Source organism: Paraburkholderia caffeinilytica, from assembly GCF_051027425.1.
Taxonomy (GTDB): domain Bacteria; phylum Pseudomonadota; class Gammaproteobacteria; order Burkholderiales; family Burkholderiaceae; genus Paraburkholderia; species Paraburkholderia caffeinilytica_A.
Window position 1 is genome coordinate 1,011,254 of record NZ_CP186552.1, and the last position, 14,866, is coordinate 1,026,119.

The 14,866-nt window shown below is 62.8% G+C and carries 13 protein-coding genes; 7 read left to right on the plus strand and 6 right to left on the minus strand.

All coding sequences use genetic code 11. From position 1 onward, the window contains the following. Positions 1–172 precede the first annotated feature (172 nt). Complete coding sequence (locus ACOSV0_RS04410; RefSeq protein WP_434108986.1) at positions 173–700, minus strand: periplasmic heavy metal sensor; 528 nt, start codon at positions 698–700, stop codon at positions 173–175. Positions 701–919: 219 nt separating this feature from the next. Here ACOSV0_RS04410 and ACOSV0_RS04415 point away from each other — a divergent pair, with 219 nt between their 5' ends. Both ACOSV0_RS04415 and ACOSV0_RS04420 read left to right on the plus strand, forming a co-directional pair. Continuing rightward, positions 920–1,645: a response regulator gene (locus tag ACOSV0_RS04415; protein ID WP_054035058.1), complete on the plus strand. Its 726-nt coding sequence runs from the start codon at positions 920–922 to the stop codon at positions 1,643–1,645. After that, positions 1,629–2,945, plus strand: a complete 1,317-nt coding sequence (locus ACOSV0_RS04420; protein WP_434108987.1) for an ATP-binding protein — start codon at positions 1,629–1,631, stop codon at positions 2,943–2,945. Before ACOSV0_RS04415 ends, ACOSV0_RS04420 begins: the two co-directional genes overlap by 17 nt. Before the next feature lie 102 nt (positions 2,946–3,047). Here ACOSV0_RS04420 and ACOSV0_RS04425 read toward each other — a convergent pair whose 3' ends face one another. Both ACOSV0_RS04425 and ACOSV0_RS04430 read right to left on the minus strand, forming a co-directional pair. Then, a complete protein-coding gene (locus tag ACOSV0_RS04425) occupies positions 3,048–3,314 on the minus strand; it encodes a hypothetical protein (protein ID WP_434108989.1) in 267 nt (88 codons plus the stop codon). A 176-nt stretch (positions 3,315–3,490) separates the two neighbouring features. Then, positions 3,491–5,182: a sensor domain-containing diguanylate cyclase gene (locus tag ACOSV0_RS04430; protein WP_434108990.1), complete on the minus strand. Its 1,692-nt coding sequence runs from the start codon at positions 5,180–5,182 to the stop codon at positions 3,491–3,493. A gap of 726 nt (positions 5,183–5,908) precedes the next feature. On the opposite strand from ACOSV0_RS04430, the gene ACOSV0_RS04435 reads away from it, so the two are divergent. Continuing rightward, positions 5,909–7,660: an ABC transporter permease gene (locus ACOSV0_RS04435; protein WP_434108991.1), complete on the plus strand. Its 1,752-nt coding sequence runs from the start codon at positions 5,909–5,911 to the stop codon at positions 7,658–7,660. Between the two features lie 18 nt (positions 7,661–7,678). Further along, positions 7,679–9,025, plus strand: a complete 1,347-nt coding sequence (locus tag ACOSV0_RS04440) for an ABC transporter ATP-binding protein (RefSeq protein ID WP_434108992.1) — start codon at positions 7,679–7,681, stop codon at positions 9,023–9,025. Positions 9,026–9,087: 62 nt separating this feature from the next. Here ACOSV0_RS04440 and ACOSV0_RS04445 read toward each other — a convergent pair whose 3' ends face one another. From ACOSV0_RS04445 to ACOSV0_RS04455, 3 genes are all read right to left on the minus strand, one after another. Next, complete coding sequence (locus ACOSV0_RS04445; protein WP_434108993.1) at positions 9,088–9,615, minus strand: hypothetical protein; 528 nt, start codon at positions 9,613–9,615, stop codon at positions 9,088–9,090. An 89-nt stretch (positions 9,616–9,704) separates the two neighbouring features. Further along, positions 9,705–10,292, minus strand: a complete 588-nt coding sequence (locus ACOSV0_RS04450) for a hypothetical protein (protein ID WP_434108994.1) — start codon at positions 10,290–10,292, stop codon at positions 9,705–9,707. A gap of 372 nt (positions 10,293–10,664) precedes the next feature. Beyond that, complete coding sequence (locus ACOSV0_RS04455) at positions 10,665–11,723, minus strand: sigma-54 interaction domain-containing protein (protein ID WP_434108995.1); 1,059 nt, start codon at positions 11,721–11,723, stop codon at positions 10,665–10,667. A gap of 374 nt (positions 11,724–12,097) precedes the next feature. Between ACOSV0_RS04455 and ACOSV0_RS04460 the strand changes: the two genes are divergently transcribed. From ACOSV0_RS04460 to ACOSV0_RS04470, 3 genes are all read left to right on the plus strand, one after another. Then, positions 12,098–12,415 carry a DUF883 family protein gene (locus ACOSV0_RS04460; protein ID WP_434108997.1) on the plus strand — a complete coding sequence of 106 codons (318 nt, stop codon included), beginning with the start codon at positions 12,098–12,100 and terminating at the stop codon, positions 12,413–12,415. A 48-nt stretch (positions 12,416–12,463) separates the two neighbouring features. After that, a complete protein-coding gene (locus ACOSV0_RS04465) occupies positions 12,464–12,742 on the plus strand; it encodes a hypothetical protein (protein ID WP_434108998.1) in 279 nt (92 codons plus the stop codon). Positions 12,743–13,068: 326 nt separating this feature from the next. Then, on the plus strand, positions 13,069–14,469 hold the full coding sequence (locus tag ACOSV0_RS04470) for a sigma-54-dependent transcriptional regulator (protein ID WP_434109000.1): 1,401 nt from the start codon (positions 13,069–13,071) through the stop codon (positions 14,467–14,469). The last annotated feature ends 397 nt before the right edge of the window (positions 14,470–14,866 follow it).

Genomic DNA, 14,866 nt, shown 5'->3' on the forward strand with positions numbered 1-14,866 from the left:
TATTAGGTAGTTGGTAGGCGCCAAGTTCCAGATGTGCCTGGTTACCGGCGCGGCGAGCCCCTCGGCCTGAGGCGCAATCAGCACACAAACAAAAACGCCACGGAAAGCTTTCCGTGGCGTTTTTGCATCCGGACGACGGCCGTGCAGGCTGCCCTCCGTCTACGTCAACCGCTTACTGATTCGCAGCCGGCGCCGACGCCGCGCCCTTGCGATGTTCCCAGCGATCGCGCATCTTCTCGTGACGCGCTTCCATCTTCGCAAAACGCTGCTTCAGCGCGGTGCTGACGGTGGTCTTCTGCTGGTCGTTCAAGCCGTTATAGAAATTGAGCCACGCGTCCGTGGTTTGCTGACGCAGTTGCGCGTCTTTCTGTTCGACTTGCTGATGCGCCGAAGCCATGGCGTTCAGATCCAGGATCGGCTGTTGCTGCGCGGCCTTCATCTGGTTCCTGATCTGTTCATGGTTGGCGCGCATGGCTTCGTGGTTCTGCTTCATCGTGTCGAGCGCGGCTTGCCATTGCTTCTCCTGATCCGCGTTCAGCTTCAACTGGTCATGCAGTTGCGTGAGTTCCTTCATGAAGTGGCCATGCCAGCCGCCGGGGCCGCCGTGACCGGCGGGTTGAGCGGCATAGGCAGCGCCGGCGCCGATGGCGAGGGCAGTGGCGGCAACGGCGAGAACGCGCGACATTTTTTTGGTGGACATGTAAGACTCCCTGTAATGGAATAGCCGACGATGCGACCGGTAATGTGAGCGGCCTGCATTCGGTAAGTCACAGCGTAGAGAAGTGCGCCCGGCGCTGTGTTACGTGGCCTGGTGCGGCTGTTACGGGCCATTACGTACGGCTTTCACCGTAACACCCGGTAACCCTTGCGGGCCGTCTGAAATCGAAAACCCATCCTGCTGCGCGTTAAACTTCATGCCATGGCTACTCAAATACTTGTTGTTGACGACGACGTCGAATTGCGTGATCTGCTGCGCGACTATCTGGCCCGTCAGGGCATCGAAGTTTCGGTGCTGCACGACGCGGGCACGCTCGAGCGCAGGCTCGAACGCGAGCGTCCGGATCTGATCGTGCTGGATCTGATGATGCCGGGCGTAGACGGGCTGACCGCGCTGCGCAAACTGCGCGCGTCGGGCGACGACATTCCGGTGATCATGCTGACCGCACGTGCTGACGACGTGGACCGCATCGTTGGGCTGGAGCTCGGCGCAGACGACTATCTCGGCAAGCCGTTCAACCCGCGCGAGCTGTTGGCGCGCGTGCAGGCGGTGCTGCGGCGGCGCCGCACGCTGCCCTCGGCGGCGGCGCCGGAGCAGCGCGAACCGTTCAACTTCGGCCGCTTCACGCTGGATTTCCAGTCGCGCACGCTGCATCTCGAAGACAAGCCGCTCACGCTGTCGGGCAGCGAATTCGCGCTCCTGAAGATTTTCGTCAATCACCCCATGCGCACGCTCACCCGTGAGCGCCTGCTCGAACTGCTGCATGGCCCGGAATACGACGGCACCGACCGCGGTATCGATGTACAGGTGTGGCGTTTGCGTCGCATTCTCGAAACCGACCCGTCCACGCCGCGCTTCATTCAAACGGTGCGCGGACGCGGCTACGTGTTCGTGCCGGATGGCGAACAGCATGCGCCGGCCCATTGATTCGCTGTTCGGGCGCCTCGCGCTGCTAGTCATTGCGGTGCTGCTGCTGTCGCATTTCGCGTGGTACGCGCTGATGCGGCTCGAGCGCAGCCAACTGCAAACGCGCTACGCAGTCGAGGAAGCCACCTTCCTCGTCGACGCGGTGCGCCAGCACGTCGCCCGCACACCGGATCAGCCCTTGCCGTCGCGCGTCAGGCTGGTCGATCCGTCGAGCCCCGACGTGCCGCCGGATAGCAACGCTCTGCCGGCGCCGCTCGAACGGTTCATCGAGGACGTGCGCGATCGCATGCCCACCGGTACGCTGGTGCGGATCGGCCAGCCTGGCCGCCCGCCCACGCTGTGGGTGCGCGGCACCACGGATCGCAGCTGGATCGTGGTGCCGGTGCAGCCACTACGCACGCCCCGTTCTCTCGACCGTACGGTGCTGTGGCTCGCGATTATCTTTTCGTTCGCGGTAATGGCGGCGCTCTTTGCCGCGTGGGCGCTGCAGCAGCCGTTGCGCTCGCTCGCCCAGGCGGTGGCGCGCTTCGGCCGCGGCTTGCCGGTGCCGCCGGTGCCCGAGCGCGGTCCACGCGAATTGCGGCAACTGACACACGGCTTCAACCAGATGGTTCAGGAAGTGGCGCGTACGGAAAACGATCGGGCGGTGATGCTGGCCGGTGTCGCGCATGACCTGAAAACGCCGCTGGCGCGCTTGCGGCTGCGCGCCGAAATGATGGAAGAAGTGAAGATGCGCGACGGCGTGGTGCGCGACGTCGATTCGATGACGCATATCGTCGAACAGTTTCTGGTGTTCGCGCACGACGGCGCCGATCGCAGTGAAGCGGTCGAAGTGGACGCGCAATGCGATCGCGTGGTCCGCAGTTATCGTGCGGTTGCGTCCGGCGCGCCCACCGTGCGGACCGAGCTCAACGCGGGGTCGGGTTTCCTGCTGCCGGCGGCGACGCTCGACCGGATCCTGTCGAACCTGTTGGACAACGCACATGCCTACGGGGCGCCGCCGATCGTCGTCGCCACGGCGCGCACGGCGCAGGGTTTCACGCTGTCGGTCAGCGACAACGGCAGCGGTATCGCCGCGCAGGACCTGATCAATGCCAGCCGGCCGTTCGTCCGGCTCGACCCGGCTCGGGGCGGCAACGGCCATAGCGGCTTGGGGCTCGCGATCGTCGAGCGTCTGGTGCGGCGCGCGGGCGGGGAGTGGGAGATCGGCAACCACGGCGGCCGTGGCCTGCGGGTCCTGATGAGCTTTCCGTTCGAAGTGGTGCCGCGTGTCCAGGCGATCTCGGAAAGCGTCTGGTAGGTTGCGCGGGGCAAGGGCGGCAGGCGCCCGCCCCGCTGTGTATATGCCGCTATGCGGCGTCCGGGCGCGAGGTTCGGAATCCGGCGCCCGGCAATCGCTGCGCTAGTCCGAAAACAGCGTGTTCAATGCATTCGCCGCGTCGCCATCCACCGTATTCCACGTCACCGTTTCGGCTTCGAAGATGTAGTGCGTGGTGTACTTGCCAAGGCGCGTGAGTATCTCTTCCTGAATCAGTTCCGGCGCGACATCCAGTTTCAGATACCACGCGGTCGACGACAGGCGCGTCTGGAACGCACCGTATTCGGCCAGCAGATGGTCGAATGCGTCAGCATCGTGATCGCGACAGACGATGACCAAATTTCCCTTCATGCGAATCTCCCGTTAGAGCGGTAGCGGCAACCTCAATGTCAGGGTTGATGATACCTGCTTCGTTGCGGGACGCCCGAGACCGGAACCTGCTTTGCGTCTGTTATCCAACTTGCCGGGTGCTGACGGCATTGAGGCGCGAATACGTTTCCGGGCGCTGACCGGCGCGCGGCCGGACGTCACCAGGCGGTGGCCACCGTTCGCGCGGGCGGCGCGGTGTCGTCGGGCGGAAGCGCTTCGGTGCGGTCGCGGCCGCCTGTCTTCGCTGCGTAAAGCGCCGTGTCGGCGCGGCTCATGATGCGTTCGGGCAGATCGTCGGACGAGAGCTCGGTGATGCCGATGCTCACGCTCAAGCCCACCGAGGCCGGCAACTTCGGCGAAGGAACGGCCTTCAGACGCAGGCGCAAGCGCTCGACGACTTCGCGGCCGCCGGCCAGGTCCGTGGCCGGCAGCAACAAGCCGAACTCTTCGCCGCCCAGCCGGCCGATCGCATCGGAATCGCGCAACTCGGCCCGGCAGGTGTCGACGAAATGCTCGAGCGCGCGGTCGCCGGCGGCGTGGCCGAAGCGGTCGTTGATCTGCTTGAAGTGGTCGAGGTCGGCGATTGCCATGCACAGCGGCTCGTTGGCCGCATGCGCATGGTCGATCTCGTGGCGCAGCAGGTCGAGGAAGTAGCGCCGCGACAGTGCGCCGGTCAGCGCGTCGTGGCGCGCCTCGGCCGAGAGCAGGGTGTTGGCCGATTGCAATTGCTCGGCGAGATCGCGCGTGGCGCGATGGTGGCGCCGTTCGCGCACGTACGACACGGTAATCACCCACGCGAGCGCGACGGTGCCGGCCAGCGTCAGAAACACCAGCAGATGATCCCGCTTGTGATTGCGCAGCAGCTCGGGCCAGGCCGCGAGCGGATCGACCAGATGCGCCGACAGCCCCGAATTCAAGCCGCTGCGTGCCTGATATAGCGATGGCGCCGGCTGCCCGCTCATACCGAACAGCTGCCCGGCGACGCTTGCCGGTACCCAGGGTGCCTGTTCGCGCACCTGCGGGTTGACCTGAATCCGTATGTCGGGAAGGATTTCACGGCGATAGATGGTCATGCGGTCGGTTGCGCTCATCTGCGTGACGCGCGAGTTCGGCAGCGCGTGGCCTTCGAGTTCGCTGTTGTGCGCCATGATGATGACGCCGTTTTCATCGGCGACGAAGGTGCCTGCATGCGCAACCCAGTGGCGCAGCCGCGCAATCCCCACCTTGGCCACCACCACGCCGACCAGCAGGCCGTCGGCATACACAGGCGCCGCGATGAAAATGCCCGGCTCGCCGCTCAGGCGGCCGACGCCATACGCTTCCGAAAAAGCGCCGAGCAGGGCATTCGTCAGGTAACCGCGCATGCGCATGTCGGAGCCCACAAAGGAGCGTTCCGCGCCGAGCGGGTGAGTGAGGGAGTTGCTCGACGCGACGCAGATGCCGTTGGCGTTGACGAGCCAGACCTGGTCGAGCCCGGAGAAGCCTTGCGCGTCGTGCAGGAAAGTGCTCACGGCCGTCATCTGCGGGTCTTTTAACAACGCGGCGCGTAAGGCGGGTTCCGTCGCCCCGTTGTTCGCGGCATAATTCTGGGATTGCACCAGGGCGTGCTGGATCACGTCCATTTCGGCCATGGTTGCGGGGATGGCCCGAGACATCGCGAGGTCACTGGCGATCACCTCCGCCATGTTGTCGACGATCGACGTGGACATTTGCCGCTGCGTGCGCAAGGCCGCATCCAGCTCTTGTTGTACCATCCGGTCCGCGACGGCGCCAGCCACGAACCAGCAAACGAGCACGATCAGCGCGAAGCTGATCGGTCCGGTTGCCTGGCGCAAGGTTGTCCTGTTCATCGACCCTCTGATCCGTGTGGCTGTGACATGCAACTAGCTCATTCCTGGCAGCGTGCTGGCGGCGCTGTCTCGCCTCAGTGGAAGCGGTCCGCGATACGCCCCCGGTGTGGGCCGCGCGGTAGTCCGGCTTAACCGCAAAGAGGTGTGTCGTCTCTTGATTTTAACCGTCATGCGGCTTGATGCCACCGTTATTGCGGGAATGCGAAGTATGCCTGCCACATCCATCCGATTCTTAACGGCAGCGTGTCAGCTTTCTGAATGGCAGCGCGGGTTTTCCGGATGTTTGAAACGCGCTCCGGGCCGCCATCGCGATGGCGGCGAAAGTGGCTGGCGCATGGGCGTCGATGGCTTGCTGTACTCCCCGGCGGGGGCTGGCGAAGGCTGTTGCCCGGGCGTTCAGCCCAATTTGCCGCTATTTTCCGGGAAAGGTTGTGCCTGAAACATAGGATGGTGTAGTGTCGTGCCGTCCAAAACAAGGAAAGCCCGCCAGCCTTCGGGCGGCGCCTGCGGCGACAGGGGTCCGGCTTGATGGTTGCGGTCCCGGGTGGTTTGCCCACGGACACCTCCGTTACCGGTCCACGTGTCTCCACAACGCTAACGATTTACTGCGCACATGCGTTTTGCCATGCCTGATTTCCGCTTTCCGGACCGATCTTCAGACTGCCGCGCCGAAGCCGCGGCCCCCTTCGTGCGTTTGAATGCCTGTATGAATAGGGAGAGCGTCTGATGGATTTCAGCTTCAACCTGAAGCGCACCGCCAATGCATCGGCATGGCGGGTGTTGCCCAATCGCTGGGATTTTGTCGCCTTTCCGCTGATCATCTGCGTCATCGCGATGGCGGCGATCGGCTTTCACGAGACCCTGGCGCCGATGTCGACGCTCAAGACCCAGGCGATCTCGCTCGACCCGTCGAATCTGCCTGAGTACGCCATGCGCACCACGCTGCGCATGCTGGCGGCAATGGTCGCGTCACTGATCTTCACGCTGGTCTACGGCACGCTCGCCGCCAAGAGCCGCCGCGCCGGCATGGTGCTGGTGCCGATTCTCGACATCCTGCAGTCGGTGCCGGTGCTGGGCTACATTTCGTTTACGGTCACGTTCTTCCTCGCACTGTTCCCGGGCCGTGTGCTCGGCGCCGAGCTGGCAGCGATCTTCGCGATCTTTACGAGCCAGGCCTGGAACATGACGTTCAGCTTCTATCAGTCGCTGCGCACGGTGCCGCGCGATCTGGATGAAGTTTCGCGCGGCTTTCATCTGACGTCATGGCAGCGTTTCTGGAAGCTCGAAGTGCCCTTTTCGATGCCGGGCCTCATCTGGAACATGATGATGTCCATGTCGGGCGGCTGGTTCTTCGTGGTCGCGTCGGAAGCCATCACGGTCGGCAACAATACGATCACGCTGCCGGGTATCGGCGCGTATCTGGCGCAGGCCATCTCCGACAAGAATCTGCACGCGATCGGCTGGGTGATCCTCGCCATGACGGTCGTGATTCTTGCGTACGACCAGTTTATGTTCCGCCCGCTGGTCGCCTGGGCCGACAAGTTCCGCATGGAAACCACCAGCTCGGGCAATGCGCCCGAATCGTGGCTGCTCGACCTGATCCGCCGCACCCGGCTGATTCACCGCTTGCTGGTGCCGCTCGGCTGGATGTTCGCGAGAGCCGCGCGCGTGCGTTTCCAGTTGCCGGCGTTTTCTGCTCCGCGTTTCCAGATTCCGCAGCGCGAAAAGAGCTCGCGCGTCGGTGACTTTATCTGGGCTTTGCTGGTGCTGATCACCACGGTTTACGTGGTGTACCGCGTGTTCACGTACGTCCGCACCGGCGTCTCGATCGACGAGGTCGGCCATGTGTTCGTACTGGGGCTCATCACGCTGCTGCGGGTGGTGCTGCTGATCGCCATCGCCTCGGTGATCTGGGTGCCGATCGGTGTGCTGATCGGCCTGCGGCCGACGCTGGCTGAGAAGATGCAGCCGATTGCGCAGTTCCTCGCCGCGTTCCCGGCGAACCTGCTGTTCCCGGTGTTCGTGATCGTCATCGTGCGCTTTCATCTGAACCCGGATATCTGGTTGTCGCCGCTGATCGTGCTCGGCACGCAGTGGTATATCCTGTTCAACGTGATTGCCGGCGCGAGCTCGTATCCGAACGACTACCGGGAAGCGGCCAAGAATTTCCACATTCGCGGCTGGCAATGGTGGCGTCAGGCGATGCTGCCGGGCATTTTCCCTTATTACGTGACCGGCGCGATCACCGCTTCGGGCGGCGCGTGGAACGCGAGTATCGTCGCGGAATTCGTCCAGTGGGGCGACACCAAGGTTGCCGCGCATGGTCTCGGCGCCTATATCGCGCAGACCACCGCAGCGGGCGACTATCCGAAGATCATTGTGGGCATCGCCGTGATGTCCCTGTTCGTGACCCTGTTCAACCGCCTGCTGTGGCGTCCGATGTACGCCTATGCCGAAGCGAAGCTCCGGCTTGATTGAGAATAAAGGCTAAACGCGATGCAAAATCCTAAAGCTGCTATGACCGCCGCGCCGATCCAGACCCCGCCGATGCCGCCGCGCCTCGGTGAGGAGATTCTGCGCGTCAAGGACGTGTGCCGCGGGTTCAACAAGTCGCAGGGCGAGTTGCTCGTCCTCGACGACGCGAATCTGTCGTTGCGCGAAGGCGAAATTGTCGGTTTGCTGGGCCGTTCGGGTTCGGGCAAGTCGACACTGCTGCGTATCATCGCCGGTTTGATCGAACCGACCGACGGCGAAGTCACGTATATGGGCAAGCCGCTCGACGGCCCGGCCAAGGGCGTGGCCATGGTGTTCCAGACCTTCGCGCTGTTCCCGTGGCTGACCGTGCTGCAAAACGTGGAAGCGGGACTTGAAGCACAAGGCGTCGGTGCGAGTGATCGCCGTACGCGCGCACTGGCGGCGATCGACCTGATCGGTCTCGACGGTTTTGAAAACGCGTATCCGCGCGAGTTGTCGGGCGGCATGCGTCAGCGCGTCGGCTTTGCGCGCGCGCTGGTGGTCGATCCCACGCTGCTGCTGATGGATGAGCCGTTCTCCGCGCTCGACGTGCTGACCGCAGAAACGCTGCGTACCGATTTGCTCGATCTGTGGACGCAAGGCCGCATGCCGATCAAGGCGGTGCTGATCGTCACGCACAACATCGAAGAAGCGGTGTTCATGTGCGACCGGATTCTGGTGCTGTCGTCCAATCCGGGGCGCGTGATCGCCGAGATCAAGGTGCCGTTCAAGCATCCGCGCAACCGTCTGGACCCGGCGTTCCGCCGCCTCGTCGACGAGATCTACGCGAAGATGACCGCGCGTCAGACCGATGAAAAGACCAGGAAGGGACTGGAACTGCACAGCTGGCTGCCGCATGTGTCGACCAACCTGATGGCCGGTCTGATCGAAACGCTGGCCGCCGCGCCGTACCACGGCCGTGCCGACATGCCGGAAATCGCCCGCTCACTGCACCTGGAGGTGGACGATCTGTTCCCGGTCGCCGAAGTGCTGCAGCACCTGGGCTTCGCCGACATCCGCGAAGGGGATATTTTCCTGACGCCACCGGCGCGCGTGTTCTCCGAATTCGGCACCCAGGAGCGCAAGATGATGTTCGCCGAGCATCTGCTGCGCCACGTGCCGCTCGCCGCGCGGATCAAGAAGGTGTTGAACGAACGGCCGGGGCATCGCGCGCCGCGCGTGCGCTTCGAGCAGGAGCTGGAGGATTTTCTGTCGGACAGCGCCGCGGAAGAGACGCTCGACGCAGTGATCAACTGGGGCCGTTATGGTGAGATCTTCTCGTACAACGACCAGACGGAGATTTTCAGTCTGGAAGACGTGGAGTCTTAAACCCGCAGTTGGCCAGGACGGCTTCAGGCAAAAAAGCGGCAGGGGAGACCCCGCCGCTTTTTTTATTGCAGATTGCCCCAGCGCTCGACCGCCGGTTCCGCCGATGCCCACTTCCAGCCCTTGTCCTGCTGGCACGCACTCGCCGTGTACCAGGCCTCGTGCGCGTTCGGACCGTCGCCGTCCTGTACGGAGAACACGAAATCCTTGCACAACGCGAGCGCCGAGCTGAATGCGCGCGTCACGCGCACCTGGCCGTGACCGTTCTCGATCGGCAGCGTGTGCTTGACCGCCCAGGGCCGTGTCTCGCCGACCGGCATTGCCCCCGCCAACGCGGCGATCAGGTTCTGCTGATCGGAGTGCATGTTGCGCATGTAGCGGCCGACGACTTCGTCGGTGGCGGCCTGCACAGCAATACCGACGCCAATGCCGACTGCCGGATTGGAGGTCACGAGACCTGATGCGACGCCGGCTGCGGCGCCGCTCGCCGCGCCGACCGACGAGCAACCGCTCGTCAGCAGACTGGCGCAGACGCAGACCGCACCGGCCAGCACGAGCCGCAGCCGGCTGCCGGAAAGCGCTGCCGCAGACACGCGCGGGACCAGGGCGACACATGTGCCGCCGGCGAGGCGCAGCCCGGGCAGCGCACTTTCATCCTGTGGGCGTGGAGGTGGCAGCGCCCTCATTGCAACGCGCCCCAGCGTTCGGTAGCGGGTTCGGCCGACGCCCATTTCCAGTTGTCGCCGTCACGGCAGATCGACGCGACGTAGAACGCGCTGCTTGCCGGCACATTTTTGGTGGCGGTCTGATCGACCGAGAAGACGATTTCCTTGCAGTCGAGCGCGCCGGCGCTGATCGTGCGGCTGACGGTAACGCGACCGTGTTCGTCGTCTTCGATCGGCACCGAGTGCGTCACGCTCCACGGTGCGATCGCGCCGACGTCGAGCGGCCCGGCGATTCTGGCGATGCTGTCCTGGGTCTTCGTGTGCACCACGCGCTCCGAGTACTGCACGCCGGCGCGGGCCGCGGCTAGCGCGCCGAGACCGATGCCGGTGGCGACCGCCGCATTGCTGGTGACCTTGGCCGCGAGCGCGGCGCCTGCGATACCGGCGCCGGCGGTGGCGCCTTCCGAATAGAGCGAGCTACAACCGCTCAACGCCGACGTGATCGCAGCCGCCAGCGCGACGAGTGCCATTGCTCGGGGACGTCCACCTTTAGCCGCGTTGGCTGTTTGTTTTGCCCATTTGGCCCGTACCATACTTTTTTGCATTTCCCTGTCTCTGCTCCTGCGACGGCCTTTCGTTCACGCGAAGCAAGTGTGTGAATGAGCGGCACGGCTTTCTCATTGCCGCACTATGCGCTGCCGCATTTTGCAGGATGCCATTTGTAATTGGCAGTGGGAAAGTGCAAGCAATTGCAAAAGATGGTGCGAGCCAAATCGGTTTCTGCTTCGTAGAAGTCGATTTGATTGGTGGTGCGAAGGGATTAATTATGAGATGACGGATGCGCAGAAAGGAGCGTTTCAGCAGAGGGGGAATGCAAAGCGGACATACAAGGGGGAAACGGGGTGAAAAACGCAGGCGGCGAGCACGAAAGAAACACAGGCTCACGCGAACGAACTCGCATGAGTGCCTGGCATGGCTTATTGCTCGTTTTCTTCTTCCGTACCTTCGTCGTCGCCGTACACGCTCAAGCGGTTGTATAGCGTTTTAAGACTCACGCCGAGTGCTTTGGCCGCGCGCCGCTTGTCGCCGCCGCAATACTTGAGCGTGCCGAGAATGATCTGCTTTTGTGCATCGGCGAGCGGGGTGCCGATCCACACGCTCATCGTGTCGCCTTGGGTCACAGGTTTTTTCACGCGCGACGCGAGATGCGGATGCGGCAACTCGACAGTCTTCTCCGCGAGAATGAACGCGCGATACACCGCGTTCTTCAACTCGCGCACGTTGCCCGGCCACGACCAGGTTCGCAGTGTTTCGATCGACCGTTTGCTGAAGCTCTTGCTCGTACCTTCCTGCTGATTCAGCAAGGCGAGGAAGTGTTGCGCGAGCAGTTCTCGATCGTTCTCGCGCTCGCGCAACGGCGGCGCGCGCAACGGAAAAACCGCGAGCCGGTACATCAGGTCTTCGCGCAGACCGTTTTCCTTCACGGCGACCGCGGGGTCGCGATTGGTCGCCGCGATCACGCGTACGTCGCCACTAATCAGTTCGTTGCCGCCGACCCGAAAGAACGTGCCGGTCTCGAGCGCGCGCAAGAGTTTGACCTGACGCACCGGCGCCATTTCGGTGATTTCGTCGAGAAACAGCGTGCCGCCGTTCGCATGTTCGAAGTAGCCGACGCGGCCCTGGACCGCACCGGTGAAGCTGCCTTTTTCGTGACCGAACAATTCGGCTTCGATGAGTTCGTCGGGAATCGCGCCGCAGTTCACGGCGACAAACGGCGCGTCCTTGCGGCTGCTCTGATCGTGAATCGTGCGGGCAATCAGTTCCTTGCCAGTGCCGGATTCGCCGATGATCAACGCGGTCGCGTCAGTACTGGCGACGCGTTCGATCTGTTCGTAAAGATCGAGCATCACCGGCGATGAGCCATACAGCAGCCCGTACGATTTCAGTCCCGCGATGCCGTCCGTGACGCGCTGCTTCGCCTGTGCCGAAGCATTGCCGCCAGCGACGGTGGGCGAGTCCAGATCGATTGACGCCATAAACGGGGAGTCCTGTGCAAATGGGGTTCGGTGTTGCGACGCGCAGGCCTTGGGGCAAGACGGACCCGTGCGGCCACTATCTCACAGAAATTCGATTTAACCACTTTGGCGCGGCTTCGGGCAATCCACGTGACGGTCGGCGAAATAGTCCGGCGCAGGGTCGGTCGAAAGTGCCTTGACCTGGGTCCGTCTCGAACGAGAGCGGCAAATTTACCGGGCACGACGTTTGCGCTATCCCTCCGACACGCGAGTGCTTTTCGAGCGACTCTGTTCAATGCACGCCGGCGGCGGATGCGGTTCCTTGATTGATCGCGATGCACCGGAAATAACACGCGCGACGCGCAAAACGCCGAATTCAGACATAGGAGCGAGTGATGACTGAGACCACGCAACAGCTTGCACTCGGCAGTCAGAAGATCGTCGAAGATCTGAGGGTGCTGCTGACGGACTCGGAAGAGATGCTGCGGCTTGCCGCCAATGTGCCGGGTGAGGGCGTCGACGCCCTGCGCGACCGGCTTGGGGCACATGTCGAAACGCTGCAATCGGCGCTTGGCGATGCGCAGCAGAACGTGCAACGGCGCTACCGGGTCGCGACCGTCAACACCGAACGCTACGTGCGGCACAACCCATGGCGCTCGCTCGGTATTGCCGCGGGCGCCGGCTTCCTGCTCGGCGTTCTGAGCGCGCGCTAACGCGCAATGCTCGACGCCCATTCGTTCGACGAAAACAAGGAGTTCGCGATGGGACGACCCAAAATTGGCCTCTTCGGCGCGCTGATGGCACTCGGCGGTTTTCTGGCTTTGCGCTATGTGCAGCGAAACCGTGCCGCGCAGGTTCCGGCGGCGCGTGAACTGAGCCGCTGGGAAGGCGAGGGCGGCACGGTAGCGGCATCGCCTGCGCCGGCCGGCAGCGTGGCCATGGCGAGTGCCGGCCCGTCTACGCCCGACACCGCGCACGGCGCAAATGGTTCGGCGCATGCCAACGGAAAAGAGGGTGCGTGGCCGTTTCCGCGTAGTTGAGGACTGCGGTTGCGGACCCCTGTGCCACTTGTGTGCGCCGCATCGCCGACCTGCCTCCTGGGGCAAGCGGTGTCTGGCCCACATGACAGATTTGTCTCGACAAAGCCGTATAATAGGTAAATAGACAACAATGTCGCACTTTGATACGTAGTTTACTCGTCGATTGTTGCGATATTGAGTTAAGTTGAAGGCTCGGCGCTGTCGCGAAATGTTAGCGTGTGCTCACATCTGGGCGCATGCGCGGCGCAGCGGCAAGCCACCGGCGGGTTGTCCAGCATACGGTTTTAAATGTTCCCCCATTCACGCTTTCGGGCTCTCGAGACGCGATGCCACACGTACTGATTGTCGATGACGATGCCGGTACCCGCGAGGCGCTTGCCGCCATCATCGGGGAAGACGGTTTGACTACCGCCACGGCGGGCGATTTGCGCGAAGCGCGCATTCAACTGGTCCGGCAGATGCCGGACGTTGTCTTTACCGACCTGAAGCTGCCCGACGGCAGTGGAGTCGATCTGTTTGAAGATCTCGATCCGCGTTCCGGCGTGGAGGTGATCGTGATTACCGGCCACGCCACGGTGGAGTCGGCGGTCAACGCGCTGAAGATGGGCGCCACCGACTACCTGGTGAAGCCGATCAACATGCAGCGCGTGAAGGCGATCCTGTCGCGCCTGCCGCGCGCCGGCGACCTGAAGGCGGAAATCGGCACCTTGCGTGGCGAGTTGCGTCGCATGGGCCGCTTTGGTTTGATGCTCGGCAATTCACCGGCCATGCAGGAGGTCTACGACCAGATCGGCCGCGTCGCGCCGACGGCGGCCTCGGTCATGCTGGTAGGCGAGTCGGGCACCGGCAAGGAAGTCGCCGCCCAGACGCTGCACCAACTCAGTTTGCGCCGCAAGCATGCATTTCTCGCGGTGAACTGCGGCGCGATCTCGCCGAATCTGATCGAATCGGAAATGTTCGGCCATGAGCGCGGCTCGTTCACTGGCGCGGACCGTCAGCACAAAGGCTATTTCGAACGTGCGAACGGCGGCACGCTGTTCCTCGACGAAATCACGGAAATGCCGATCGAGTTGCAGGTGAAACTGTTGCGCGTGCTGGAAACCGGCATGTTCATGCGGGTCGGCACGACCAGGGAAATCGAAACGGACGTGCGCCTGATCGCGGCGACCAACCGCGATCCTGAGCAGGCGGTGATGGAGGGCAAGTTGCGGCTCGACTTGTACCATCGCCTGAACGTGTTTCCGATCAGTCTGCCGCCGCTGCGCGACCGGGGTAAGGACGTCGATCTGCTGGCGCAGGCGTTCCTCGACGATCTCAATGAGCGTCACAGTACGAAGAAGCATTTCCCGCCGGCAGTGAAGGACATGCTGATGTCGTATCCGTGGCCGGGCAACGTGCGTGAACTGAAGAACTACGTGCAGCGCGCGCACATCATGTCGGGGACGGATTCGGATAGTACGGCTACCGTGCCGTTGCAGATCACACTGTCGAAGCCTGCGGCTGGTACGGCGATTACGATTCCGTTTGGGACTTCGCTTGCCGAAGCGGACCGGCAGTTGATTCTGGCTACGCTCGAGCAATGTGGTGGCGTGAAGACGCGGGCTGCTGAAATTCTGGGGATTAGTTTGAAGACGCTTTATAACCGGCTTGTCGAGTATGGGAATGATGCGCGGGATGACGGCGATGCAGGGGATGAGTCGCGCGCTTTGGGGGGCGCGGATGTTTGATTGATGGGGGTTTTTTTGCCTTCGGCGGTGGGGGGATTGCCTGCGGTGGCGGTTTTTTGTCTGGGGGTTTTTTGCCTTCGGCGGTAAGGGTGATTGTCTGCTGCGCTGGGCTTTGTTTGATTTGATTTGATTTGATTGCTTGCGGGGCGCTTTGTTTGTCTGTTGGTCTGCGGGGTTGGGATTTTCTTGATCTGGTTGCCTGCTCGGCGCGGCTTTCTGTGTGCTTTTGGCGGTGGACTTTCCTCGTCTGTTTGCCTATGGCGTTGGCCTTTCCTTGTTTTGTTATTGGTTTATTAGCGTCGCCCCTGTGCGGGGCAGGCACCTACTTTTCTTTGCCTGCTGCAAAGAAAAGTAGGCAAAAGAAAGCAGCTCACCCCGCTAATTCTTAAGCGGGTCC

Bases quoted from the DNA above. Each gene is read 5' to 3' on its own strand.
- ACOSV0_RS04410 (WP_434108986.1), bottom strand. From the start codon at position 700: ATGTCCACCAAAAAAATGTCGCGCGTTCTCGCCGTTGCCGCCACTGCC.
- ACOSV0_RS04415 (WP_054035058.1), top strand. From the start codon at position 920: ATGGCTACTCAAATACTTGTTGTTGACGACGACGTCGAATTGCGTGAT.
- ACOSV0_RS04420 (WP_434108987.1), top strand. From the start codon at position 1,629: ATGCGCCGGCCCATTGATTCGCTGTTCGGGCGCCTCGCGCTGCTAGTC.
- ACOSV0_RS04425 (WP_434108989.1), bottom strand. From the start codon at position 3,314: ATGAAGGGAAATTTGGTCATCGTCTGTCGCGATCACGATGCTGACGCA.
- ACOSV0_RS04430 (WP_434108990.1), bottom strand. From the start codon at position 5,182: ATGAACAGGACAACCTTGCGCCAGGCAACCGGACCGATCAGCTTCGCG.
- ACOSV0_RS04435 (WP_434108991.1), top strand. From the start codon at position 5,909: ATGGATTTCAGCTTCAACCTGAAGCGCACCGCCAATGCATCGGCATGG.
- ACOSV0_RS04440 (WP_434108992.1), top strand. From the start codon at position 7,679: ATGCAAAATCCTAAAGCTGCTATGACCGCCGCGCCGATCCAGACCCCG.
- ACOSV0_RS04450 (WP_434108994.1), bottom strand. From the start codon at position 10,292: ATGCAAAAAAGTATGGTACGGGCCAAATGGGCAAAACAAACAGCCAAC.
- ACOSV0_RS04455 (WP_434108995.1), bottom strand. From the start codon at position 11,723: ATGGCGTCAATCGATCTGGACTCGCCCACCGTCGCTGGCGGCAATGCT.
- ACOSV0_RS04460 (WP_434108997.1), top strand. From the start codon at position 12,098: ATGACTGAGACCACGCAACAGCTTGCACTCGGCAGTCAGAAGATCGTC.
- ACOSV0_RS04465 (WP_434108998.1), top strand. From the start codon at position 12,464: ATGGGACGACCCAAAATTGGCCTCTTCGGCGCGCTGATGGCACTCGGC.
- ACOSV0_RS04470 (WP_434109000.1), top strand. From the start codon at position 13,069: ATGCCACACGTACTGATTGTCGATGACGATGCCGGTACCCGCGAGGCG.